Source organism: Chimaeribacter sp. YP20170169 (assembly GCF_056739715.1).
In genome coordinates this window covers 2312347-2333145 of the sequence record NZ_CP176824.1, presented here as the reverse complement: position 1 = coordinate 2333145, position 20799 = coordinate 2312347, and the positions used below count along the sequence as shown (strand labels likewise).

Annotated in this window: 32 protein-coding genes; 20 read left to right on the top strand and 12 right to left on the bottom strand. The window is 58.7% G+C overall.

The window, feature by feature from the left end:
• Positions 1-14: 14 nt before the first annotated feature.
• The 4 genes from hflD to ACK3SD_RS10510 all read right to left on the bottom strand — a co-directional run bounded on the left by hflD (position 15) and on the right by ACK3SD_RS10510 (position 3384).
• On the bottom strand, positions 15-641 hold the full coding sequence (gene hflD, locus ACK3SD_RS10525; RefSeq protein ID WP_481125444.1) for a high frequency lysogenization protein HflD: 627 nt from the start codon (positions 639-641) through the stop codon (positions 15-17).
• 2 nt (positions 642-643) lie between these two features.
• Positions 644-1747 (bottom strand): tRNA 2-thiouridine(34) synthase MnmA, encoded by a 1104-nt coding sequence (gene mnmA / locus ACK3SD_RS10520; protein WP_137763509.1) that lies wholly within the window; start codon positions 1745-1747, stop codon positions 644-646.
• Between the two features lie 160 nt (positions 1748-1907).
• Positions 1908-2360 (bottom strand): NUDIX domain-containing protein, encoded by a 453-nt coding sequence (locus ACK3SD_RS10515; protein ID WP_481125443.1) that lies wholly within the window; start codon positions 2358-2360, stop codon positions 1908-1910.
• Positions 2361-2457: 97 nt separating this feature from the next.
• Positions 2458-3384 (bottom strand): LysR family transcriptional regulator, encoded by a 927-nt coding sequence (locus ACK3SD_RS10510; RefSeq protein WP_481125442.1) that lies wholly within the window; start codon positions 3382-3384, stop codon positions 2458-2460.
• Between the two features lie 153 nt (positions 3385-3537).
• On the opposite strand from ACK3SD_RS10510, the gene ACK3SD_RS10505 reads away from it, so the two are divergent.
• From ACK3SD_RS10505 to ACK3SD_RS10490, 4 genes are all read left to right on the top strand, one after another.
• A complete protein-coding gene (locus tag ACK3SD_RS10505) occupies positions 3538-4701 on the top strand; it encodes a mandelate racemase/muconate lactonizing enzyme family protein (RefSeq protein WP_481125441.1) in 1164 nt (387 codons plus the stop codon).
• A gap of 148 nt (positions 4702-4849) precedes the next feature.
• Positions 4850-5023: a hypothetical protein gene (locus ACK3SD_RS10500; RefSeq protein ID WP_481125440.1), complete on the top strand. Its 174-nt coding sequence runs from the start codon at positions 4850-4852 to the stop codon at positions 5021-5023.
• 9 nt (positions 5024-5032) lie between these two features.
• A complete protein-coding gene (locus tag ACK3SD_RS10495) occupies positions 5033-5623 on the top strand; it encodes an MFS transporter (protein WP_481125439.1) in 591 nt (196 codons plus the stop codon).
• Between the two features lie 21 nt (positions 5624-5644).
• Positions 5645-5791, top strand: coding sequence for a hypothetical protein (locus ACK3SD_RS10490; protein WP_481125438.1), 147 nt, complete (start codon positions 5645-5647; stop codon positions 5789-5791).
• A gap of 50 nt (positions 5792-5841) precedes the next feature.
• Here ACK3SD_RS10490 and rluE read toward each other — a convergent pair whose 3' ends face one another.
• Positions 5842-6468, bottom strand: a complete 627-nt coding sequence (gene rluE, locus ACK3SD_RS10485; RefSeq protein ID WP_481125437.1) for a 23S rRNA pseudouridine(2457) synthase RluE — start codon at positions 6466-6468, stop codon at positions 5842-5844.
• A gap of 132 nt (positions 6469-6600) precedes the next feature.
• Here rluE and icd point away from each other — a divergent pair, with 132 nt between their 5' ends.
• Both icd and ACK3SD_RS10475 read left to right on the top strand, forming a co-directional pair.
• Positions 6601-7854, top strand: a complete 1254-nt coding sequence (gene icd / locus ACK3SD_RS10480) for an NADP-dependent isocitrate dehydrogenase (protein ID WP_481125436.1) — start codon at positions 6601-6603, stop codon at positions 7852-7854.
• Between the two features lie 156 nt (positions 7855-8010).
• Positions 8011-8229, top strand: a complete 219-nt coding sequence (locus tag ACK3SD_RS10475; protein ID WP_137763502.1) for a hypothetical protein — start codon at positions 8011-8013, stop codon at positions 8227-8229.
• Between the two features lie 74 nt (positions 8230-8303).
• Here the strand turns inward: ACK3SD_RS10475 and opgB are convergent, their stop codons facing one another.
• Complete coding sequence (gene opgB / locus ACK3SD_RS10470; RefSeq protein ID WP_481125435.1) at positions 8304-10178, bottom strand: phosphatidylglycerol--membrane-oligosaccharide glycerophosphotransferase; 1875 nt, start codon at positions 10176-10178, stop codon at positions 8304-8306.
• Between the two features lie 291 nt (positions 10179-10469).
• Between opgB and bsmA the strand changes: the two genes are divergently transcribed.
• From bsmA to ACK3SD_RS10445, 5 genes are all read left to right on the top strand, one after another.
• Entirely contained in the window at positions 10470-10778 is a 309-nt protein-coding gene (gene bsmA / locus ACK3SD_RS10465) for a biofilm peroxide resistance protein BsmA (protein ID WP_481125434.1), read from the top strand.
• Positions 10779-10883: 105 nt separating this feature from the next.
• Positions 10884-11162: a hypothetical protein gene (locus ACK3SD_RS10460; RefSeq protein WP_481125433.1), complete on the top strand. Its 279-nt coding sequence runs from the start codon at positions 10884-10886 to the stop codon at positions 11160-11162.
• Positions 11163-11285: 123 nt separating this feature from the next.
• Positions 11286-11444: a YqaE/Pmp3 family membrane protein gene (locus ACK3SD_RS10455; protein ID WP_137763498.1), complete on the top strand. Its 159-nt coding sequence runs from the start codon at positions 11286-11288 to the stop codon at positions 11442-11444.
• Between the two features lie 113 nt (positions 11445-11557).
• Positions 11558-11857, top strand: coding sequence for a hypothetical protein (locus tag ACK3SD_RS10450; RefSeq protein WP_137763497.1), 300 nt, complete (start codon positions 11558-11560; stop codon positions 11855-11857).
• A 104-nt stretch (positions 11858-11961) separates the two neighbouring features.
• Entirely contained in the window at positions 11962-12372 is a 411-nt protein-coding gene (locus ACK3SD_RS10445; protein WP_481125432.1) for a hypothetical protein, read from the top strand.
• On the opposite strand, the gene ACK3SD_RS10440 is transcribed toward ACK3SD_RS10445, so the two are convergent.
• Positions 12369-12587, bottom strand: coding sequence for a hypothetical protein (locus ACK3SD_RS10440; RefSeq protein ID WP_481125431.1), 219 nt, complete (start codon positions 12585-12587; stop codon positions 12369-12371). The two genes, ACK3SD_RS10445 and ACK3SD_RS10440, sit on opposite strands and share 4 nt — an antisense overlap.
• A gap of 96 nt (positions 12588-12683) precedes the next feature.
• On the bottom strand, positions 12684-12875 hold the full coding sequence (locus ACK3SD_RS10435; RefSeq protein ID WP_481125430.1) for a YdfD/YebW family protein: 192 nt from the start codon (positions 12873-12875) through the stop codon (positions 12684-12686).
• A 575-nt stretch (positions 12876-13450) separates the two neighbouring features.
• Between ACK3SD_RS10435 and ACK3SD_RS10430 the strand changes: the two genes are divergently transcribed.
• Positions 13451-13696: a DUF2766 family protein gene (locus ACK3SD_RS10430; protein ID WP_481125429.1), complete on the top strand. Its 246-nt coding sequence runs from the start codon at positions 13451-13453 to the stop codon at positions 13694-13696.
• A gap of 31 nt (positions 13697-13727) precedes the next feature.
• Here ACK3SD_RS10430 and ACK3SD_RS10425 read toward each other — a convergent pair whose 3' ends face one another.
• Positions 13728-13952 (bottom strand): YobH family protein, encoded by a 225-nt coding sequence (locus ACK3SD_RS10425; RefSeq protein ID WP_137763492.1) that lies wholly within the window; start codon positions 13950-13952, stop codon positions 13728-13730.
• Positions 13953-14150: 198 nt separating this feature from the next.
• Here ACK3SD_RS10425 and mgrB point away from each other — a divergent pair, with 198 nt between their 5' ends.
• The 4 genes from mgrB to ACK3SD_RS10405 all read left to right on the top strand — a co-directional run bounded on the left by mgrB (position 14151) and on the right by ACK3SD_RS10405 (position 15339).
• Complete coding sequence (gene mgrB / locus ACK3SD_RS10420) at positions 14151-14279, top strand: PhoP/PhoQ regulatory lipoprotein MgrB (RefSeq protein WP_481127534.1); 129 nt, start codon at positions 14151-14153, stop codon at positions 14277-14279.
• 67 nt (positions 14280-14346) lie between these two features.
• Positions 14347-14604 (top strand): YebO family protein, encoded by a 258-nt coding sequence (locus ACK3SD_RS10415; protein WP_481125428.1) that lies wholly within the window; start codon positions 14347-14349, stop codon positions 14602-14604.
• Between the two features lie 77 nt (positions 14605-14681).
• Positions 14682-14996, top strand: coding sequence for a phage protein NinX family protein (locus ACK3SD_RS10410; protein ID WP_137763489.1), 315 nt, complete (start codon positions 14682-14684; stop codon positions 14994-14996).
• 106 nt (positions 14997-15102) lie between these two features.
• The gene (locus tag ACK3SD_RS10405; protein ID WP_481125427.1) at positions 15103-15339 is read left to right on the top strand and encodes a DUF4060 family protein; all 237 of its coding nucleotides are present in this window, start codon (positions 15103-15105) and stop codon (positions 15337-15339) included.
• Between the two features lie 53 nt (positions 15340-15392).
• Here the strand turns inward: ACK3SD_RS10405 and ACK3SD_RS10400 are convergent, their stop codons facing one another.
• Positions 15393-15662 (bottom strand): hypothetical protein, encoded by a 270-nt coding sequence (locus tag ACK3SD_RS10400; RefSeq protein ID WP_137763487.1) that lies wholly within the window; start codon positions 15660-15662, stop codon positions 15393-15395.
• A 189-nt stretch (positions 15663-15851) separates the two neighbouring features.
• Here ACK3SD_RS10400 and ACK3SD_RS10395 point away from each other — a divergent pair, with 189 nt between their 5' ends.
• The 3 genes from ACK3SD_RS10395 (at position 15852) to cspE (ending at position 18481) form a co-directional block, all read left to right on the top strand.
• Positions 15852-16856 (top strand): MBL fold metallo-hydrolase, encoded by a 1005-nt coding sequence (locus ACK3SD_RS10395; RefSeq protein ID WP_481125426.1) that lies wholly within the window; start codon positions 15852-15854, stop codon positions 16854-16856.
• 1257 nt (positions 16857-18113) lie between these two features.
• Positions 18114-18230, top strand: coding sequence for a DUF2627 domain-containing protein (locus ACK3SD_RS10390; protein ID WP_072925258.1), 117 nt, complete (start codon positions 18114-18116; stop codon positions 18228-18230).
• Positions 18231-18271: 41 nt separating this feature from the next.
• Positions 18272-18481 carry a transcription antiterminator/RNA stability regulator CspE gene (gene cspE / locus ACK3SD_RS10385; RefSeq protein WP_002221949.1) on the top strand — a complete coding sequence of 70 codons (210 nt, stop codon included), beginning with the start codon at positions 18272-18274 and terminating at the stop codon, positions 18479-18481.
• Positions 18482-18533: 52 nt separating this feature from the next.
• Here cspE and pgeF read toward each other — a convergent pair whose 3' ends face one another.
• A complete protein-coding gene (pgeF, locus tag ACK3SD_RS10380) occupies positions 18534-19250 on the bottom strand; it encodes a peptidoglycan editing factor PgeF (RefSeq protein WP_481125425.1) in 717 nt (238 codons plus the stop codon).
• A gap of 147 nt (positions 19251-19397) precedes the next feature.
• Between pgeF and rlmA the strand changes: the two genes are divergently transcribed.
• Complete coding sequence (gene rlmA / locus ACK3SD_RS10375; RefSeq protein WP_481125424.1) at positions 19398-20219, top strand: 23S rRNA (guanine(745)-N(1))-methyltransferase; 822 nt, start codon at positions 19398-19400, stop codon at positions 20217-20219.
• Here rlmA and mntP read toward each other — a convergent pair whose 3' ends face one another.
• On the bottom strand, positions 20220-20789 hold the full coding sequence (mntP, locus tag ACK3SD_RS10370) for a manganese efflux pump MntP (protein ID WP_481125423.1): 570 nt from the start codon (positions 20787-20789) through the stop codon (positions 20220-20222).
• Between the last annotated feature and the right edge of the window lie 10 nt (positions 20790-20799).

Sequence of the window (20799 nt, the reverse complement as noted above, 5' to 3'; positions counted from 1 at the left end):
CTCCTGGGTATTGGTTAACATTGAGCTAGGATTTTCTTGGCCTGTTCAAACAGGCGGTTACGCGAAAACATCAGTTGCAGGCGACCGCCGCCCACTTGGTGCCACAGTACCGCGGCACGGATGCCGGCCAGCAGCGCCGCGCGCACGCGGGCCTGGGTTTGCGGATTTTGCAGCACGGCGGGGGAGCCAGTGACCTGAATGCGTGGGCCGAGCGGGCTGACCACATCCACATAGATGCTGGCCATCGCGCTCATCAGGGTGTCAGATTCAAGATCGAAGTGAACCAGCTGGCGCTCCAGCTGGTTGATGCGGGTGGAGAGGCTCTCCAGCGCGCCCTTGTTGGCACTGAGCTTGCGCTCCAGCACCATCAGGCTGAGGGTGTAGCGGGTCAGTTCGGCGCCCGGCCCCTGGCGTTGGGCATTCAGCACGCCCAGCAGGGTCTCCAGGCCGAGCATCAGGTTGCTCTCATCATTACCGAACACCGCCAGCGTGGATGCCGGGTTGGTCTCCAAAATGCTCTTCAGCGAGACCGCCAGCGCGTCGCGGTTGCATTGGCCCTCGTGGGCCAGCTGCTGTGCCAGCCGGGCGGCCTGACAGATCCCTGCCAGCGCCAGCGTAATGTCACGGTAATTTTTCGCCACGTTTACCCCTGTATGCGTTGTTCGATGATGCCGCCGCCAAGGCAGACCTCATCCAGGTAGAAGACCGCCGACTGGCCGGGCGTGACCGCCGCCACCGGCTCATCGAAGCGCACCTCAATGCGCCCCTCGTCCAGCGGCGTCACCAGACAGGGGATATCCTGCTGGCGGTAGCGGGTTTTCACCGTGCAGCGCAGCGGGGCGCTCAGCGGCTGGCGGTCAACCCAGTGCAGCTGCTGGGCGATCAGGCCGGTGGACATCAGGCGCGGGTGCTCATGGCCCTGCGCCACCACCAGCACGTTGTTCTCCACATCCTTGTCCACCACGTACCACGGATCTTCGCCGCCGTCCTTGATGCCGCCGATGCCCAGCCCCTTGCGCTGGCCGAGGGTGTGGTACATCAGCCCCTGATGCTGGCCCATCTCCACGCCGTCAACGCTGACGATGCGCCCCGGCTGTGCCGGCAGGTAGCGGCCAAGGAAGTCACGGAACTTGCGCTCGCCAATGAAGCAGATGCCGGTGGAGTCCTTCTTCTTGGCGGTGATCAGGTCAAGTTGCTCGGCGATGCGGCGCACCTCCGGCTTCTCCAACTCGCCGACCGGGAACAGGCTCTGGGCGATCTGCTCGTGGCTCAGGGTGTAGAGGAAGTAGCTCTGGTCTTTGTTGTTATCCACGCCACGCAGCAGGCGGCTGACGCCGTCCACGTCCTGACGGCGCACATAGTGGCCGGTGGCGATGTAGTCCGCGCCAAGATCTTCCGCGGCGAACTCAAGGAACGCCTTGAACTTGATCTCTTTGTTGCAGAGGATGTCCGGGTTGGGGGTGCGGCCCGCCTTGTACTCTTCCAGGAACAGCTCAAAGACGTTGTCCCAGTACTCGGCGGCGAAGTTGACGGTGTGCAGCTCGATGCCGAGCTTGTCACACACTGCCTGCGCATCCGCCAGATCGGTGGCGGCGGTGCAGTACTCCTCGCCGTCATCCTCCTCCCAGTTCTTCATAAACAGCCCGGCCACCTGGTAGCCCTGTTGCTGCAACAGGTAAGCGGAAACCGAGGAATCGACGCCGCCGGACATGCCGACGATTACTTTTTTCTGACTGTTCTCTGACATGGGGATCTCACGAGCCTGGATTACTGGGCGGCGCGCGCAGTGGCGCACGTCGCGCGGCAGTGGGCGGGGCGGCCGGCCACTGCCAGTTAAAAACGAGCGCCGGATTTTAACACGTTGGCGGCCCTGCTGCACCGCCGAATGCAACAATCATGCAAATTGTCTAATGGGGAAAGGGCCAGTGGAAGGCCGCCAGCAGCGACAGCGGATAGCGCTCCGGCTGCTGCCAGCAACGCAGCGTCTCGGCCACCAGCGGTGAGCGCAGGTTGGGCGCGCGGAGGATCTCGTCGGCTGTCAGCCACAGGCAGCGGTCGATGTCGCGATCCTGTGGCGCGGTCGCCACCGGCTCCGGCAAGGTGAGCGTAAAAGCGAAGCGCAGGAAGGGGGTGTTGTCCGGCGCAATCCACTGGTGCAGGCGCAGGAAGTGCTCTACCCGCGCCTCGACGCCGGTCTCCTCATACAGCTCGCGCTCGGCCGCCTGTACCAGCGTCTCATTGGCCTCCAGATGGCCGGCCGGTTGGTTCCACAGCGCCTTGCCGCGCACGGTCTCCTCGACGATCAAAAACTTTCCCTGCGCATGGACCACGCAGGCGACGGTGACATGGGGTTTGAACATGAATTTCTCCGTTGGCAGCGAGCGGGTTGGGGCAGGGCAAATAGTGCCCACCCGCTAACACTATACCAAAAGCGCTGGGGTGCCGCCGACAGGCGTGTCAGCACTGCCCCTCGACAAAGATCGCCCACAGTGCCTCCACCGCGCGCGACATGCTGGCGGCTGGCCGAAACAGACGGATGTCAATCGGCACCCACAGGCCGCTCTCTGCGGACGCTGCCGCCGCGATGTTCCCTGCCTGAACATCGGGTGCGGCCAGCGTCTCCGGCAGCCAGGCCACCCCCTCGCCAGCCTTGACCATCGCCAGCAGCGTCGCGGCCAAATCGGCGGTAAACACCGCCTCCATGCCGCGCTTGGCACGGTTGATCGCCGAGGTGGCAGCAATGATCCGCCCCAGCCCGGACTCCGCAGAGAAAGAGAGGTAGGGGAAGGGCTGGCCGTCGGTGACGCGCCAGCGCGGCCGCCCGCTCTCCGGCAGGCACTGGGCGTAGGGGATCAGCCGCTCCCGGCCAAGGCGCACGCTCAGGTACTTCTGCTGCTCCAGATGGATATGCATGTGCGGGTGGGAGTAGCAGAGCAGGAACTGCGCGTCGCCCTTCGCCATCATTCGCTCGCAGGCGCTCAGGGAGTCTGACAACAGACGGAAAGAGCCAAAACGGGCGATTTTCTCATTCTCACGCATAAGTTGCGGAAAGAAGGAGAAGGAGAGTGAGTGGGTCGCTGAAAAGATCACGTCTGGCCGGGTGTCGCCCGCCGCCTCATTTGCCTCGCTGCGCAGCGTGTAGAGCGCCCGGATAATCCCCGGCACCTGCTGTATAAACACCTCGCCCGCCCGCGTCAGGGCCACGCCGCGCCGGTTACGCTCAAACAGCGGCGTACCCAGCCACTCCTCCAGCGACTGGATGCGCCGGCTAAATGCCGGCTGGGTCACATATCGTGCAGCCGCCGCGCGCGAAAAATTCAGGGATTCCGCCAGCGCGAGACAGTCTTCAAGCCACGTGAGTTCCAAGTGATGCCGGTTTTGCATAACAGACTTCCTGATTTGCATTAGATAAGCCCAGTGCCAGCCCATAAGATGGCGAAATAGCCGGCACGCATCACCCACTTTGCCATCCTGAGTGATCCCGCCTGCCAATAAATTGGCATCGCCAAATGATAACTGACCCTTGAGGGAGAGAACATGCGTATCCTTGATGTTGTAGAGATCACCCAACCCATCGCGTCCCCCATCCGCAATGCCTATATCGATTTCAGCAAAATGACCGCCAGTCTGGTCGCCGTGGTCACGGATGTCGAGGTGGCGGGACGCCGCGTGGTGGGGTATGGCTTCAACTCCAATGGCCGCTACGGGCAGGGCGGGCTGATCCGCGAGCGCTTCCGTGACCGTATCTTGCAGGCACCGCCGGAGAGTGTGCTGAACGCGCGCGGCGATAACCTCGACCCGCACGCCATCTGGGATGCCATGATGAGCAACGAGAAACCGGGTGGGCACGGCGAGCGCTCGGTGGCCGTCGGCACGCTGGACATGGCCATCTGGGATGCCACCGCCAAGATTGCCAACCTGCCGCTGTTCCGTTTGCTGGCGCAGATGAAGGGCGTCGAGGCCAACCCGCGCGTGTTTGTCTACGCGGCGGGCGGTTACTACTACCCCGGCAAGGATCTGGGTGCGCTGCGCCAGGAGATGCGTGGCTACCTCAACCGTGGCTATACCGTGGTGAAAATGAAGATCGGTGGCGCCCCGCTTGAGGAGGATCGACGTCGCATTGAGGCCGTGCTGGAGGAGATTGGCAGTGAAGGGCGGCTGGCGGTGGACGCCAACGGCCGTTTCGATCTGGAAACCGCCATCGCCTATGCAAAAATGCTGCGGGAGTACCCCCTGTTCTGGTATGAGGAGGCGGGCGACCCGCTGGACTACGCCCTACAGGCAGCGCTGCCAGCGTTCTACCCCGGGCCGATAGCCACTGGCGAGAACCTCTTCTCCCATCAGGACGCCCGCAACCTGCTGCGCTACGGCGGCCTGCGCCCCGATCGCGACTACCTGCAATTTGACTGCGCGCTCTCCTATGGGCTGGTCGAATACCTGCGCACGCTGGAAGTGCTGGAGCAGTTTGGCTGGTCGCCCTCCCGCTGCATCCCACACGGCGGCCACCAGATGTCATTGAACATTGCCGCGGGCCTTGGGCTGGGTGGCAACGAGAGCTACCCGGATCTGTTCCAGCCCTATGGCGGCTTCCCGGACTCCGTCACCGTTGAGGCAGGATACATCACCATGCCGGAGCTACCGGGCATCGGTTTTGAGGGCAAAGCCTCCCTGATCAAAGAGATGCACGCGCTGGCGGAGTAGGCCGCGCCTTATCCTCTCCCAGCCTTGGGAGGGGACATCACCCCTAAAAAAACAGCGAAAAGCCGATTCATCAAGGCGCAGTAAACCTCACCCCTTACCCTACAAAAGCCCGATGACGAGGACGTTACCATGAGTGTCCCTTCCCCGCGTGAACACAGTCTGGGTCGGTAACAAGCGGTGGACCATTATCCTGCCCGCCGTTTTTATCATGTACACCCTCTCTTTCTTTGAGCGCGTCAACATTGGCATGGCGCTCCCCCATATTGTCGCCGAATTGAAACTGACGCCGGTGGAGGCCGCCTGGCTGTTCTGCGCCATCTGATTTTATCTGGTGCCGAAAAATATTCAGGCCGCCCGCTGGCTCAGCCAGTCAGACCGGGAGGTGATTGAGGCGGAGCTGGCGGCCGAGCAGGCGCGCCACGCTGAGCAAAAATCCGACCCGTGGTGGACGATTTTGCGCATACCGGTGCTGTGGCTGATGCTGGCTGGCTACTCGCTGCACAGTATGCTGGCTTATGGCTTTACTCTGTGGCTGCCGACGGCGCTCAAGGGCTATGGCACGTTGAGCGAATTTATGGTGGGGTTTATCAGTGGCCTGCCGTTCCTGATGACGATGGTGGGCATCTGGTATATCACGCGCCGCTCTGACCGGTTCAACCAGGAGCGGCGGCTGCATGCGGCCATCCCTACTGTGCTCTGTGGCGTGGCGCTCTCGGCCGCTGCGTTCGTGCCGCAGTCCCTCTACTGGCTCCAGATTGCGCTGTTTATGTTCGTGGGCCTGACAATGAAGATGCTGGTGCCACTGGTTTATGTGCGGCTTACCGAGATCCTGCCCACCCGCAAGGCCGTGCCAGCGGTGGCGTTTGTCGGGGCGTGCAGCAACGTTATCGGCCAGTTTGGCGGCCTGCTGGTGGCTGGCTAACACCTCGGCGGCGGCACGGAGATGACGCTGGCCTGGGGTGTGCTGGGGCTGTTCTCGATCGTGGGCGGGACGCTGTTCGCTTCGGCCATCGGCAAGCATGAGCGTCTGTGGGATATGAAAGCGGCGTTCAGGAACCCGGCCCGACGCACGCTTCCCACCGGCGAATAGCGGGCGTAGAGGAAGCGACCGACGCAGGATGCGTGGCGGCCGCTTTGCCACTATAGGCGCGGCACTTCGCGCCACTCGCCCGGCGCCAGATCGCCGAGGGTGGCATCGCCCAGCGCATAACGGATCAGGCGCAGGGTCGGGAAGCCGATGTGGGCGGTCATCCTTCGCACCTGACGGTTGCGCCCCTCATACAGGGTGATCTTCAGCCAGGCGGTAGGGATGGCCTTGCGCTCGCGGATCGGGGGATTACGCGGCCAGAGCCACGCGGGTTCTTCTACCCGCTCCACGCCAGCCGGCAGGGTCGGGCCATCCTTCAGCGTAACGCCGTGGCGCAGCGCCGCCAGCGCCGCCTCATCCGGCTCGCCCTCCACCTGCACATAGTAGATTTTGCCGGTGCGTTTGCCCGGCTGGGTGAGCTGTGCCTGCAACTGGCCGTCGTTGGTCAGCACCATCAGCCCCTCGCTGTCGCGATCGAGGCGGCCGGCAGCATAGATACCGGGCAACGGAATGAAATCTTTCAGCGTGGCGCGGCCCGCCTCATCGGTAAATTGTGGCAGCACGTCAAACGGTTTATTGAACAACACAATGCGCCGTGGGCCAGCAGGCGCTGCCGGACGCGCGGCGGGCGGGGCGCTGAATCGTTTAACGCGGTGATTTTTAACAGGGAATTTTTTCATAATCTTTGACGTTGAACTGAATAGGCGCATTATAGCCGATAACGCTTTCAGATTGGCGCGAGCAAAATATTCAAGTAGTATTGACACGCATCTTACAAATCATTAACAAAGTGCGCTTTGAAGGAGAGGTTAATGGAAAGCAAAGTAGTTGTTCCGGCGGAAGGTGAAAAGATTTCGGTTGATGCTCAGGGGAAACTGGTTGTACCACATAACCCGATCATCCCGTTCATCGAAGGTGACGGCATTGGCGTTGACGTGACCCCCGCCATGATCAAGGTTGTGGATGCAGCGGTTGAGAAAGCTTACAAGGGTGAGCGTAAAATTTCCTGGATGGAAATTTACACCGGTGAAAAATCGACCCACGTTTACGGCGACGATGTCTGGTTGCCGGAAGAGACCCTCGACCTGATCCGCGAATACCGCGTCGCCATCAAAGGCCCGCTGACCACCCCGGTCGGTGGCGGTATCCGCTCCCTGAACGTCGCCCTGCGCCAACAGCTGGATCTCTACATCTGCCTGCGTCCGGTGCGTTACTACCAGGGCACCCCAAGCCCGGTCAAACGCCCGGAAGACACCGACATGGTGATTTTCCGTGAAAACTCCGAAGACATCTACGCGGGAATCGAGTGGAAAGCTGGCTCTGCCGAAGCAGACAAGGTGATCAACTTCCTGCAAAACGAGATGGGCGTGAAGAAGATCCGCTTCCCACAGCAGTGCGGCATCGGCGTCAAGCCGTGCTCGGAAGAGGGCACCAAACGTCTGGTGCGCGCGGCGATTGAGTACGCGATCACCAACGACCGTGACTCCTTGACCCTGGTGCACAAAGGCAACATCATGAAGTTCACCGAAGGCGCGTTCAAGGACTGGGGCTACCAGTTGGCACGTGACGAGTTCGGCGGCGAGCTGATCGACGGTGGCCCGTGGATGAAGATCAAGAACCCGAACAGCGGCAAAGAGATCGTCATCAAAGACGTGATCGCTGACGCCTTCCTGCAACAGATCCTGCTGCGCCCGGCTGAATATGACGTCATCGCCTGTATGAACCTGAACGGCGACTACATCTCTGACGCCCTGGCAGCCCAGGTTGGCGGCATCGGCATCGCGCCGGGTGCCAACATCGGTGACGAGTGCGCCCTGTTCGAAGCGACCCACGGCACCGCGCCGAAGTACGCTGGTCAGGACAAGGTAAACCCAGGCTCTGTAATCCTCTCCGCTGAGATGATGCTGCGCCACATGCAGTGGTTCGAAGCGGCAGACCTGATCGTCAAGGGCATGGAAGGCGCGATCGCCGCCAAGACCGTGACCTATGACTTCGAACGCCTGATGGAAGGCGCTAAGCTGCGTAAGTGCAGCGAGTTCGGCGACGACATCATCAGCAACATGTAAGCATCATTGCCTGCCTGAACGGGAGCCAAGCGGCTCCCGTTTTTTTTTGCCTGCGCAGGGGGCCGGGCCTTTGTTGAAGTTGTGATGTGCGACAGGAATGGTTAATTAATGCTCACCTATACTCTTTAAGCCCATATCGGGTGGCTGGAGGTACTTATGTCTGAACGTCCTGATGAATTTGAACCATTGCCGGATGATGAAGTAGTGCCGGGTGATACACCGGAGGAGATCCCAGGTGGCGGCGACCCGCTGGGAGATGATGAGGTGGCGGATGATGATGTCATAGGGGATGACGATGTGGTCGGTGACGACGATATGGTCGAGGATGACTATGAGGATGATGAAGATGAGGACGATCTGACACAATCACCTTAACTCCCGGCTTACGGGGGTAACCACAGCACGGCACAATGAAAAAAACCGCCTCTTCAGGCGGTTTTTTTATGGCGTCAGCCCGGCTCCCTGGCCTCTGGCAGGCGCGCCAGCGCCTGGTGGTAGAGGGCGTCGCTGTGCTTGTCCAGTGGGAAGCGCACCACGCCCTGATAGCCGGTCTGGTCAATCGGCACGATGTCCGGGTGTGATCCCAGCTTGCCGGAGGCGAGGCAGAGGCCGCTGGCGGGTGCCTCCTGCCACACTTTGCCAATGCGGTCGCAGGCGTCCACCCAGACAAACAGGTCATCCGGGCGGAAGTGGGCAAGCTGCTCATTGAGTGGCGCCAGCAGGTAGGTCTCAAACTTCGCCTCAATCTTCTGGTTGCCCACCTTCAGGATCAGCGGGTACTTAAAGGTGCTGCCAGCAAAGGAGAAGCTGTGGCTCTCGAGATCAACGTTATAGCGCGTGATACGCTTCGGCACGCCCCATAGCTCAATCAGCGCTGGCATCCAGGAGGTGATGCGGCTGCTGAAATCCTCCATCGTGGAGGCCAGCGAGGCATTGCTCAGGCTGCTGCGGCCAAGGCCAATGAAGTTGTCGCCGCCCAGCAAGTCCAGCACTGTCGCGCCGTTGTCCAGCGTGCTGCGCGGCTGGCTGTTCAGGCCCTGCTGCTCACCGCTGCCATCCAGGATAAAGAACAGATCGCGGCGATCATGGCGGGTGAGCTGGCTCCAGGCGGTGTTGTTCATCGCCAAATGATCGGAGGAGAGCACAATCACCGTGTCTTTGTAGTAGGGCGACTGCTGGATGCGCTGGATGAATTTCGTCACAGTCTCCTGATTGCAGAGGATAGCGCTCAGGGATCGGTTCTCCTTGCCGCCGCTGCGGTAGCTGTTCTGGCGGCAGCTGCGAGACACATAGCCATCCGGGTGATGGGTATCCACCGTCAGGGTAAAGAGGGCGAACGGCTGGCCCTGCTGGGAGAGGGTCTCAAACTGGCGGTAGGCCAGATCCAGCAGGCTGTCGTCATACAGCCCCCAGTCATTGACATAGCCCGGATCGGGCAGCTGTGGTTGCAGCTCCTTGCGGCCATAGACATGGTCAAAGCCGTGGGCATTGAGGAACTGCCCCTTGCCGGCAAACGCCAGATCCGCCCCTTGGTAGAAGTGCAGGCTGTAGCCGGAGGCTTTCAGGATATCCCCCAGACACACCTTGCCGGGGTAGAAACCATCCACCTGATTGGCCGCGTTGGCGTCAAAGGGGGCAAACAGTGGGATGCCACACTGGGAGGCGACAATGCCGGCGATGGTGTATTCGGTGCCGGGCAGTTGGCGGGTGTCGCTGAAGTCCAGCGCCTGCTGTTTGACCGGCGTTAAATCCGGGGTCAGGCCGGGGAACTCTTGCTCATCAAAATAGGTGCGCTCAAAGCTCTCGGCGTAGATATAGACCAGATTGCGTTTGCGGCCCTCAATCAGCGTGGTCGGCGTTTTGTAATAGGTGTAGAACTCCTCACCCTTATTGGCGTGGCGCGACTTGATCATGGTGTAGATCTCGCCGGTGGCCGGGGTGATGATCAAGGAGGCGCTCACCAGCCCCAAAGCCAGCAAATTGTAGGCGGGCCGGGTTTTCATTCGCCGACCGTGCAGCAGCGCCCACAATACCGCCGCCATCACCAGCAGCAGGCCGCCAGTCAAGCTCAGGGCGGGCATCAGGTATTTGCCCATCCCAGCGCCCTGGAGGTTGCTGGTCAGGGTATAGAGCACCGAATCATTGATGCCATTACCGGTAAAGTAATTACTGGCATACCAGATGATATTTAGCAGAATAAATACCACGGAAGTTAAAAAGAGCGAGATCAACCAGTAGAGGTTGTTAATCCCTTTTCGGAAAGCGATAAGTATCGATATAACGAATAATAATATTGACAATAATTCAGGAAAACTAATTGTCACAATGCGCGTCCTCAAGATATGTCAATGAATAACCAGTTAAAAAAGGAAAAGCGGGGGCCGGCGGAAAGGCAGTAGAAATAGGAAGCGGGCCAAGAGTAGACAGTATATTACATGGGGAATGGGTGGTCAGGCCACTGCGGTTGGTTTTTTATGAGGTGTCTCCCAAATATTATGACAGTTCCGTTTAACTTTTGTTTAGGCTGCGGTATCAAGGGGCTGGAAAAAAGTCAGTGGCGGCGTACTGGGGCAGGGCGGTATGCTGGGTGATCTTTCATCCAAGGGAGTGACATTATGCCGCATGTAAAACACCTGATTCCTGCCCTGTTCGCCCTCGGCCTGGCCGGTTGCAGCACCATGGAGAGTGCGCCAATGGGGGCGCTCTCACCCGGCGCCCATGCGCAGGAGATCCGCCGTGAACAGACCGCTAACCTGACGCGCGTTGGCGTGGCCTCAGCCACGGTCTATGGCAATCCGATGAACGCCGCGGAACTGATCCAGAAAAAGGCCGATGCCGCGGGCGCACACTACTATTTTGTTTCCAAAGTTGAACCCACGCAGGCACCAGACCAGTGGGTCGCAGAGGCCACGCTCTATCGTTAAGGGCGTTACTGCTCGCTGCCGCACGCCATCATCACAAAGATCCGGCGGCAAGGTGCGGCAGCATCATCTACGCTGAAAGGGAGACACAAAAAAAGGAGAGAAATCATGACGACGGATGTGCAGTTCACCCGCCAGGAACCGGCCGGCAGCCACAACGTTATTGTGGGGGACATTGTGCGGCTGGAGACACGAAACCTGAGGCACGTCTATCTGTTGGATGTAATGCTGAGTCGCCGGGAAGGCGATGCTTTGATTGGCAATATTGTGGTGGCCTCGCCTACCACGGATATCCCGGTCGACCTCTGGGAGCTGCGGCAAGGGCAGGAGGTCACGTTCCACCAGGAGAACATTATCGATCGTCGCCAGGATGCCGGCCATGCGTGAGGCCGGCCCCTGGCCGCTTATGCTGCCCCAGAGCAGGAGCGCTTTGTAAAATTTTGTATAGCCTTGAATAACCAGCGAAATCGGCTAGGCTTAAGGTAGCTGACAACAAAAAGGAGAGGCTGCATGGATCTTATCCGAATTATTATCGCCATTATCTTGCCACCACTGGGCGTCTTTTTGCAGGTAGGCTTCGGCGGGGCCTTCTGGTTGAACATCCTGTTGACGCTGCTCGGCTACATCCCCGGCATCATCCACGCTGTCTGGATCATCGCCCGCCGGTAGATCCTCCCCCGGCTTCCTCTGCTAGACTTTAAACAGTCACGTCCAACATGGCCTGCGGGTGCGCCACCCGCAGGCGTCTTTCCGGGCGCTGGCGTCGTTCAGAGGGAACAGCCATGGAAAATCATGCTTCACTAGAAGAGTTAACGGCCCGCATTGAGGCGCTGGAACAGCGTGAGCAGAGCCTGACCTACGCCTCCCATGCCTATCAGGCCATCATCACCACCCTGTTGGGTTCCATCGACAAGCCTACCCGTGACAAAGTGATCGCGCTGGTGGAGCAGGCCCATGAGATTGCGTTCAACCGAGCGGTCAATCAGGCCAACACCAAACAGACTACCCTGATCAAAGGGGCAGATGAGGTGGCGCAGCGAATGTTCATCTTCGCCCAACGTGACCGCCGCGATCCGGACTGACGCCTATTGTCAGGCCGTTCGACAGCTGCTACAACACAGGGCCACCCCCGGCATAACCCGCGTGTCCAGGCCACCTCGTGGCCGCCAGAGAGGCGTTTACGTGCATGAACACTTTTACCCTGTTGTACCGCATCATCCGCCAGGCCCTGCTGGCGTCACTGCCGCAAGCCCATGACCTTAACCCGTTGCTGACCCTCAACCGCGCGCTGGCGACCGGCCAGTTGGGCGAGGAGCGGCGCGACTGGCAGATCCAGCGCCTGAGCAATGAGGAGGAGTCGAGCGGCAGCATCTTCGCCACCGAACCGCTCTATGAGTACTACTTCTGCCGCGGGGAGAGTGCCGAGCGCATCGACCCACAGGAGGCGAACGCCCGCGCCCTGATGGATGATTTTGACGCCATGGTGCGTTGGATGGTGGTCAATGACTACCTGTTTCTGGACGGCCAGGACTACGTGGTGCTGGAAAAGTGCCTGAAGACCTCGGCACTGGCCATGAGTGACGAGCGTCAAGGCTAATTCACCTTACTCTTATCCTTGAGCATATTAATGGCCGCGCCCAGCATGATGCGGCGCTGGGTATTGCTGCTAGCGTGCAGCTGCTCCACCAGCAGATCCACCAGCGCGGCCGTGCTAAGCGGCTGCTGCTGGCGACGCAGTTGGATCACCCCTTCGCCAATGATCCGTGTTACCTCATCCCATAATGGCTGAATCTCATGTTCCGAGAACTTCATGCTCACCTCGGCTTTGTTTAAATTATCATCAATTTAACACCTGTAGATCGTCAGGCAACCCCTGTGGCGTGGTTTAGGGCAAATTTCTGCCGGCGATCAAAATTCAGCGTGCTCCTGGGCAGGCAGCCCATACCCTTCGATAAAGTCCTCCACCGGCATACAGGCAGCGTGGCGCAGGCGCTGCTCCTCCATAGCCCGCAGGCACTGTGGCTGTGTGTTGAACGCATCGATGACCAGATCGTCACAACCGCCACCCAAGTAACAGATTGACAGGATTAGCGCATACATGGCTCAGGGTTCCTTGTTAATCACTCCCGTGCGAGCGGGAAAAAGGGGGTCGCACAGGGTAAGCATAGCGCCGCCGGCCCATTGTTGCCGCCGCCGGCCCCGGGCAGTCGCTGCCGCCGTCGCGGGCGTATGCCCCAAAACAGGACAACAGGGTTACATTTTTCTCAACTTCTGCCACTCGAATGCACAACGGGATGCCAGCTTTGTGACAGAACTGGCATTTCGGAAAATAGCCACGCCCTATCAGAACAATTAGCTGTCAGATCAGCGGCAAAAGGTGGAGGATGGTGTAAGATTAATCTTAGTCGCTGAGGCGATATTCATAAAAACAGTTGTCGCTGGGAGGTCGTTATGCACTATATGGTTCAATCACGTTTGTCCTATGTTTTGGCCGGTTGTGTTGCTTTTTGGTGCTCGGTAGCGTGGCTGGTGGTTTCGCTCGCAAACTAATCCCCCCAATCGAACTGCGTTCAGGAGAACCCGCCACGGCGGGTTTTCCGCTTTTGGCGGGCAGGGCAGCCGCATGGTATGCTTGGCGGCCATGCTTTTATAGAAAATTGTGATTGAGGTAACCCATGTCAGAGATGTTGACGCAGGATCAGGAGCTGGTGTCCGACCTGGTCGCCTGCCAACTGGTGATTAAGCAGATTTTGGATGTGATTGAGATCATCGCGCCCGCTGAAGTGCGCGAAAAAATGTCCCACCAGTTGAAGAGCATCGATTTCAGCCGCCATCCCGCCGGTGCCGATCTGGTGACCCAGCGTGCCGTCCAGAAGGCCATTGCGCTGATCGACCTGAAGTTTACCCCGACCACGGAGTAACCCAAACCCCGCGCTGCGGGGTTTTTTCCCTCTACTCCACCACTTCCGCCATCTTTTTCAGCACCGGGCATTGGCTTACGCCCACGATGCCGCTGTCAGAGTGCAGGTACTGGGCGCTCACCACGCCACGCGCGGTCAGGTAGTGGCACTGCAGGCCAAGGCCCGCCGCGTTCTGCGCGCTGCCCACCAGCACGCCATAGCCTGAAAATAGAAACAGGGCGTAGAGTAGTGCAATGAAAAATAGACCAAACCGCATGCGTTCTCCTGATTGTGACGGGCCGATAACCGGCCATCCGCCCGACTCTACGGCGTCGGTGGCCACAGGGAAAGGGTAACACTCTGAAAAGCCGGGGCAGGCAATCACCGGCCAGTTACAGCATGGTTTAAGATAGGGGGCGTAACCTGACCCTCTCTCAACCACGAAAGGGTGGAGCGCTGTTTGAAATTGAAAACCTTGGGCACGTTATTGCTGATTGGCGCGGCCTGTATCGCGCTTTACCTGCTGGCGCTGAACAGCTACTGCGACCAGGGGGGAAACTTTACCTTGGGCATGTGCTCGGTCACCTCGTTTATCCCCTTCTAGGGCGTTGTCCGGCACCGGCCAGCCGGTATAGGATAGGGGTTTGGTCATTGAGTAAGTAGGACGGGCAATGTTTGAGTTTTTATCGGGATCTTCTGGCGTGGCGTCACTGGCGCTCTCGCTGGTCAGCGCGCTGTTGCTGCTGGTCATCTGGTTTATGGTGAACCGCGCCAGCGTCAGGGCCAACGAGCAGATCCGGCTGCTCACCGAGATCGCGGAGCAGCAGCGCCGCCAGACCGAATTATTGATGCAGCTGGCCAACCGCCAGGCTGGCACTCCCCCGCCGGAGGAGGAGATCTCCCCCTTCCGCTTTGTACCAGAGCGTTAACCGCCTCCCTCCCTGACGTGTCATAAAAGTGACGTAAAGCCGTCGTAAGCTGGGTCAACCTGAATCAGGAGGACCCTATGATTGACTGGGCTGAAGAGCAAGATAGCGACATTAACCGCACCATCGCCGAGCTGGTGGGCGAAAATCCCGACAAGTGGTATCCCTATGGCGGCATGAAGGGCAAGGATTATTGCAACAATCCGGCCGATGCTTGGCCGATCATCTGTACCTATCGCATCAACCTGCGTTTTCCCACCGACAACCCCGGCCAGCAATGGATTGCCTGCATTACCAATGAGCGTGGCGAATGGCTGGCTTACCACACCTGCCCATTGCGCGCCGCGATGGAGTGTTTCCTGTTAAGTCAGATGCCTATGCTGCAACAGGCCTGAAAATACGCTATATAAAGAGGGTGAGCGAAAGCAGAGTAAAAAGTCAGACCTTTTAACTGATTAATGTTTCTTCATGACGACAGTTTTGTCTAAGGCGGAGTCCATTATGAAGCGAATTATCAAAGGCGATAAAACCCTCTCCCATCTGGTCGTGGCCCATGCCGCCATCGACAGCCATGAAAAGGCCCACGGCACCCGCCGGCAGGGCTGGCCCTCAACTTACTTAGTCAATTATAAAGGCACGCGTGTGGCGGTGGAGGTCGTGACGCGGCGGCAATCTTATGTTGCCACCGTGATGGTAGGTGCCCGCAATCTTAGCAAGCTCTGTGGCATGGCGGCCTGACAGGGCCAACAGCCAGCAAAGCCAGCCCAAGGGGCTGGCTTTTTTATAGACGCTCAGCGCGCGTGGTGGCCCGCGTTGCGTATCTCACGTTCGCCAAACAGCCGACAGAGCGCGCGTGCCAGGGTCGCGGTGATGTCAATCACCACCACGCTCAGCATCACCAGCAGCATCACCAGACCATTGGCTGTCCACTTCACCAGTTTCAGGCCGCTGGCGGGCAGGGTGCTTCGCTGCCAGCCTTGGCGTGCCGCCCGGCCCAGCCGCGCCAGCGGCGAGGGGCGCCGTTTGGCCGCGGGGTGGGGGGTACTCTCTTGTTGCTTCATAACCACTCCTGACTGCATAGTTGGGTAACGGGCCTTGGCCCGGTGAGGCACCAGCCGCCACAGGGCGTACCGGGCCATTGATCATAGGCAACTGACCGGTGGGTGCCTTGATCGCACACCCGGATCAGCTCAGGACTTCACTCCCCGGTGCAGCGCCCCGCACCGAGGGAAAGGGCAGAGGAGCGCACCATGCGATATAAAAACCCCTACTATCAGGCTGACAAGCCCCACCACACCCCTGAAGGTTTTCGCAATCCCCAGCAGGCCCAGACACGGGCCGAGGGTGACTTCAAGCGGTGGCAGGAGGAGCGCAAACGGCAGGGGCTACCCAAGCCGCCGAAAAAGGGGTATGCCCACTTCATTGCCGACTGGTGGCAATCCCCCGACTTCAGCGGCAGCGAAGACGCCGCCTGGTGGCTGGGCCATGCCTGCCTGCTGTTCCGGCTGGATGGCCGCTATATCCTCACCGACCCGGCGCTGTCTGAGCGCGCCTCGCCCCTCTCATTCTATGGGCCAAGGCGCAAGACGCCGCCGGTGGTCACCGTCGAGCAACTGCCGCCCATCGACACGGTGCTTCTCTCGCACAATCACTATGATCATCTTGACAAGCGAACGGTCAAAAAGTTGCTTAAATGTTTCCCTGATGTGAGCTTTCTCGTGCCCTTAGGGATGAAACGGTGGCTCCAGCGACAGGGTGCACGCCAGGTGAAGGAGCTGGACTGGTGGGACGAAACGCCACAGCAGGGGCTGACCTTCCATTGCGTGCCAGCGCAGCACTGGAGTATGCGCACCCTGTGGGATCGCAACCGCTCGCTCTGGTGTGGATGGGTCATCAATACTGCCCGCCAACGCCTCTACTTCTCTGGCGACAGCGGCTATACGCCACTGTTGCAACAGATAGGTGAACGCTTTGGCCCCTTTGATCTGGCCGCGTTGCCGATCGGGGCCTATGCACCACGTTGGTTCATGGGGCCACAGCATATGGATCCGCAGCAATCGGCGGCGTTGTTTCGGCAACTCAATTGCCGCCGCGCCATCCCCATTCACTGGGGCGTATTTGAATTAGCGGATGAATCCCTTGACGAACCACCGGAAATTTTGCGCGAAGCCATTCTGGCGGAGAATATATCCGAGCAGGCGTTCAGTGCGCTGAAAATCGGTGGCCGGATTAATTTAACCGGGCCAGAGAGCTGACCACTGGTGCGGGCTAACGGGTATCAATCGGCAATTTACGCCGGAAGCCCGGCGTAAGATAAATTAAATGTGGCTGATAATTATTGGTGAAATGTTATAGATTTGTTGAAGTCACTGACTTTAATGAGAACTATACCCATTTGGCTTAAGGTAACCACGCAATCGTTCGAAAGTCCCGTTAATTGTAGGGATATCAGCCGGCTGACCCGTGCTGTGACGCCTTCGGGGTCATCTGAGTGGAAGTGAGCAGGGCGGCCGACAACTCGCGGCAAAAAAGTGATCACAGCCTGATAAACAATCATCATACAAAAAATTTTTTAATGAATGACTATTTTCCGGCACCTTTTTTATTAATATAAGCACGGTGATAAAGCAGGAAAAATAATAAGCCAAAATTTATACCTATAAATATATGCCTGCATTTTTCCCTTATGAAAATAATGGGGGTTGTTATGCGATATTCATTTAAGCGACGCAATTCAGTCAAAGATAATAGGGTTTTTTCATCAGCACTATTTGCCTGGCACATTTTTGGCAGGTAACGATGCGTCCAACAGTGGTAGGTAAAAATCTGAAAATGCCGTGGCAGCAGGCTGCACCAATTTAGGGAGCTTCAAGGGCCATGACGGCGCATAACCTCGCCCACAGCCGTAGACACGCCCCTTTGGGCAAAAAAAACCACTTTTCATCAAGCTGTCATAGAGTTAGGGTAAGGATGGCATCAGTGAACCGCTGCCAGCACTGGCGCAGGCTGTAGCGAAAATGGTGCCTTGCCACTGCATGATCGGTGAGGATGGCTGAGAACAGAATGGGGTGGTCAGGGGGAGTAGGTAACCAATTGAGTCAATTGCTTAATATTTCAACCTGTTAGGTAGACTGCCCCAGCCCTTTGGTCAAATAATTTTTGCTCAAAAGTGCCCAATTGGCGCAGCTAAACCATTCTAAGTCTATCAATTTCCATAATAATTATCATTTTTGGATGTTTTCTGCTTACGGTTGGCAGATAAATGATCAATAATTAGTGCAGGGTTGTTATTGCTTAGCCGTATGGGAAGGGAATCAACCACCCCGGCGGAAGGCGTCAAATACAGAGCAGAAAATAGCGTGGCTATCAACTTATTTTCGCTTAAGGGCATGGTCAACGCGTTTAACCGTCTCAAATATGTGCGACATATCCATCGCTGATTAAAAATGGCTTGCCATTAATATCAATGTATGTGATAACGCATCTGGGTAAAACGAGGTACAGTTCTGTATATGTGTGGCATTTTCAGTAAAGAAGTTCTGAGTAAAGACGTTCACGTTGAATACCGCTTCTCTGCCGATTTTTATCTTAGTGCCTCAAGCAGTAACGACTCTAGTTTGTCTATGTAACGCCCACGGGCGGTTTAAACAATCCAAAGGAAATACTCAAGATGGCAAAGATCAAAGGTCAAGTTAAGTGGTTCAACGAGTCTAAAGGTTTCGGTTTCATCACCCCAGCTGACGGCAGCAAAGACGTGTTCGTACACTTCTCTGCTATCCAGGGTAACGGCTTCAAGACCCTGGCTGAAGGCCAGAACGTTGAGTTCGAAATCCAAGACGGCCAGAAAGGCCCGTCTGCAGTTAACGTAACTGCAATCTAAGCAGCGTCAGCTGTAAAAAAACCCGCCAAGTGCGGGTTTTTTTGTGGGCGCGTTATGGCGGCAGGATCACCAGCCCTGAGTGCTGGTTACGGCCCTTGATGCCAGGGTGAGCCGGATCGGCCGCGCGCCGGTGGCTATTGCGGCGGTAGCTGGTAAAGGCGAAGTGCGGCCCCTCTGGCTGCGCGCTGCGCTGGCAGATGGTGCAGGGTGCCAGATTATCCACCGTCGCAAAGCCTAGCGCCCGCAGCTTGGCGGCGGCGATGCCCGGTAGGTCAAGGTGGCGTGGCCGTGGTGTCATCCACTCTGCCGGTAGCGTCGGCAAGCGTTGACGGAACGTCTCAACCAGCTCCTCACTCACTTCATAACAGCAGGCATGGGCCGCCGGGCCAATCGCCGCCACCCACTGTGACGGGTGATCGTCTTGCGCAATGTGCGCCGCCATCTGCTCCAGAATCCCCTCGACCAGCCCGCGCCAGCCCGCGTGCGCCACCCCAATCGCCGTGCCGTCGCGGCGGCTGAACAGCACCGGCAGGCAGTCAGCGGTCAGTACCGTTAGCAGGATGCCCGGCTGGCGGGTAAACAGCCCGTCCGCCTCACCGCACGGCTGCTGTGGCTGGCTCACCTCGATAATGCGGGTGCCATGCACCTGCTTTTTCTCGGGGGCGGTGGCGCGCCAGGGTTGCAGTACCTCCGGCATCAGGGCGCGCTTGTGGCCGAAGCCGTGGCGCAGGGCAGGGATTGCGTCAAGCAGGGGAGAGAACGATTCCATAGGCCATCCGGGCAGCAGGGGGAAAAGGGCAGTGTAGCTAGCCAGCCACTGCCTTGGCTAGCCCCATCGGTTGCACGGGCCGGCGTGGTTGATTAGACTGGCCGCCTTATTGACTGGCGGCAACATGCCGCGCTTACGGAATCTCTCATGGCTTATCAGTGTCCCCTCTGTCACCTGCCGCTGCGGCAGAACCATCAACAATGGCGTTGTGAAAATAACCACCAGTTTGACCGCGCCAAAGAGGGGTATGTCAATCTGCTGCCGGTGCAGCATAAACGCTCAAAGCAACCCGGCGACAGTGCGGAGATGATGCAGGCGCGCCGCGACTTCCTCGACGCGGGCCACTACCAGCCGCTGCAACAACGGGTGTGTGATCTGCTCGATCCGGCACTGCCAGCCGAAGCGCAGGCGGTGCTGGACATCGGCTGTGGCGAGGGCTACTACACTGCGGCGCTGGCAGACCGCTTGGGCGCGCGGCGCACCCTTACGCTGTATGGACTGGACGTTGCCAAGGTGGCGGTGCGCCATGCCGCCAAACGCTACCGGCAGGTCAACTTCTGCGTGGCCTCCAGCCAGCGTTTGCCATTTGAGGAGAGTGTGCTGGACGCCGTGGTGCGCATCTATGCTCCGTGCAATGCGGCGGAGCTGGCGCGTACCGTCAAGCCGGGCGGCTATGTGCTGACGGTCGCACCAGGGCCGCGCCACCTGTTGCAGCTGAAGGCGGCCATCTACTCACAGGTACAGTTGCATGTGGAGCAGGATGAGCAGCTGGAAGGGTTTACGCGTGTCGATCAGCAGTCGCTGGGATATACCCTGACGCTGACGGGGCCGGAGGCATTACAGCTGTTGCAGATGACGCCCTTTGCCTGGCGCGCCAGTGAGGAGACCCGTCAGGCGTTGGGAAGCAGCGGCCTGACGTGTGAAACGGATTTCGTCATCCGGCTGCACCAGCGGCAACCGGACGCCTGATCAGGCCATCAGGCCGAGGTGCTGCAACAGGATGTTGCTGCCGATGCCAATCAGCACCAGCCCGCCAATGATCTCTGCCCGTTTGCCGAGCATCGGGCCGATAAAACGGCCAATCAACATACCGAGCGTCGCCATCACCATGGTGGCCATGCCAATCGCCAGCGCGGTATGGATGATATTGACTTGCAGGAAGGCCAGGCCGACGCCAATCGCCAGAGCGTCGAGGCTGGTGGCAACGGCGGTGGCGGCCAGTACCCAGAAACTGTGGCAATCTTTGCAGGGTTCGGCGACATCCGGGGTTTTCAGCCCCTCCATCACCATACGGGCACCGAGGATAAACAGCAGGCCAAAGGCCACCCAGTGATCCCACTCCATAATGTAGCGGCTGGCCATCAGCCCCAGGCCCCAGCCAATCAGCGGGGTGATGGCTTCAATGGCGCCAAAGATCAGCCCGGTGCGGAATGCTTCACGGAAACGCGGACGATGCAAAGTGGCGCCCTTGCCAATTGACGCGGCGAAAGCGTCCATAGACATGCCAAAAGCAAGGATGAGCGTTGCGGAAAGATTCATGGAAAAAGCC

Bases quoted from the DNA above. Each gene is read 5' to 3' on its own strand.
- mnmA (WP_137763509.1), bottom strand. From the start codon at position 1,747: ATGTCAGAGAACAGTCAGAAAAAAGTAATCGTCGGCATGTCCGGCGGC.
- ACK3SD_RS10515 (WP_481125443.1), bottom strand. From the start codon at position 2,360: ATGTTCAAACCCCATGTCACCGTCGCCTGCGTGGTCCATGCGCAGGGA.
- ACK3SD_RS10510 (WP_481125442.1), bottom strand. From the start codon at position 3,384: ATGCAAAACCGGCATCACTTGGAACTCACGTGGCTTGAAGACTGTCTC.
- ACK3SD_RS10505 (WP_481125441.1), top strand. From the start codon at position 3,538: ATGCGTATCCTTGATGTTGTAGAGATCACCCAACCCATCGCGTCCCCC.
- ACK3SD_RS10490 (WP_481125438.1), top strand. From the start codon at position 5,645: ATGACGCTGGCCTGGGGTGTGCTGGGGCTGTTCTCGATCGTGGGCGGG.
- rluE (WP_481125437.1), bottom strand. From the start codon at position 6,468: ATGAAAAAATTCCCTGTTAAAAATCACCGCGTTAAACGATTCAGCGCC.
- icd (WP_481125436.1), top strand. From the start codon at position 6,601: ATGGAAAGCAAAGTAGTTGTTCCGGCGGAAGGTGAAAAGATTTCGGTT.
- ACK3SD_RS10475 (WP_137763502.1), top strand. From the start codon at position 8,011: ATGTCTGAACGTCCTGATGAATTTGAACCATTGCCGGATGATGAAGTA.
- bsmA (WP_481125434.1), top strand. From the start codon at position 10,470: ATGCCGCATGTAAAACACCTGATTCCTGCCCTGTTCGCCCTCGGCCTG.
- ACK3SD_RS10460 (WP_481125433.1), top strand. From the start codon at position 10,884: ATGACGACGGATGTGCAGTTCACCCGCCAGGAACCGGCCGGCAGCCAC.
- ACK3SD_RS10455 (WP_137763498.1), top strand. From the start codon at position 11,286: ATGGATCTTATCCGAATTATTATCGCCATTATCTTGCCACCACTGGGC.
- ACK3SD_RS10450 (WP_137763497.1), top strand. From the start codon at position 11,558: ATGGAAAATCATGCTTCACTAGAAGAGTTAACGGCCCGCATTGAGGCG.
- ACK3SD_RS10445 (WP_481125432.1), top strand. From the start codon at position 11,962: ATGAACACTTTTACCCTGTTGTACCGCATCATCCGCCAGGCCCTGCTG.
- ACK3SD_RS10440 (WP_481125431.1), bottom strand. From the start codon at position 12,587: ATGAAGTTCTCGGAACATGAGATTCAGCCATTATGGGATGAGGTAACA.
- ACK3SD_RS10435 (WP_481125430.1), bottom strand. From the start codon at position 12,875: ATGTATGCGCTAATCCTGTCAATCTGTTACTTGGGTGGCGGTTGTGAC.
- ACK3SD_RS10430 (WP_481125429.1), top strand. From the start codon at position 13,451: ATGTCAGAGATGTTGACGCAGGATCAGGAGCTGGTGTCCGACCTGGTC.
- ACK3SD_RS10425 (WP_137763492.1), bottom strand. From the start codon at position 13,952: ATGCGGTTTGGTCTATTTTTCATTGCACTACTCTACGCCCTGTTTCTA.
- ACK3SD_RS10415 (WP_481125428.1), top strand. From the start codon at position 14,347: ATGTTTGAGTTTTTATCGGGATCTTCTGGCGTGGCGTCACTGGCGCTC.
- ACK3SD_RS10410 (WP_137763489.1), top strand. From the start codon at position 14,682: ATGATTGACTGGGCTGAAGAGCAAGATAGCGACATTAACCGCACCATC.
- ACK3SD_RS10405 (WP_481125427.1), top strand. From the start codon at position 15,103: ATGAAGCGAATTATCAAAGGCGATAAAACCCTCTCCCATCTGGTCGTG.
- ACK3SD_RS10400 (WP_137763487.1), bottom strand. From the start codon at position 15,662: ATGAAGCAACAAGAGAGTACCCCCCACCCCGCGGCCAAACGGCGCCCC.
- ACK3SD_RS10395 (WP_481125426.1), top strand. From the start codon at position 15,852: ATGCGATATAAAAACCCCTACTATCAGGCTGACAAGCCCCACCACACC.
- ACK3SD_RS10390 (WP_072925258.1), top strand. From the start codon at position 18,114: ATGTGTGGCATTTTCAGTAAAGAAGTTCTGAGTAAAGACGTTCACGTT.
- cspE (WP_002221949.1), top strand. From the start codon at position 18,272: ATGGCAAAGATCAAAGGTCAAGTTAAGTGGTTCAACGAGTCTAAAGGT.
- pgeF (WP_481125425.1), bottom strand. From the start codon at position 19,250: ATGGAATCGTTCTCTCCCCTGCTTGACGCAATCCCTGCCCTGCGCCAC.
- rlmA (WP_481125424.1), top strand. From the start codon at position 19,398: ATGGCTTATCAGTGTCCCCTCTGTCACCTGCCGCTGCGGCAGAACCAT.
- mntP (WP_481125423.1), bottom strand. From the start codon at position 20,789: ATGAATCTTTCCGCAACGCTCATCCTTGCTTTTGGCATGTCTATGGAC.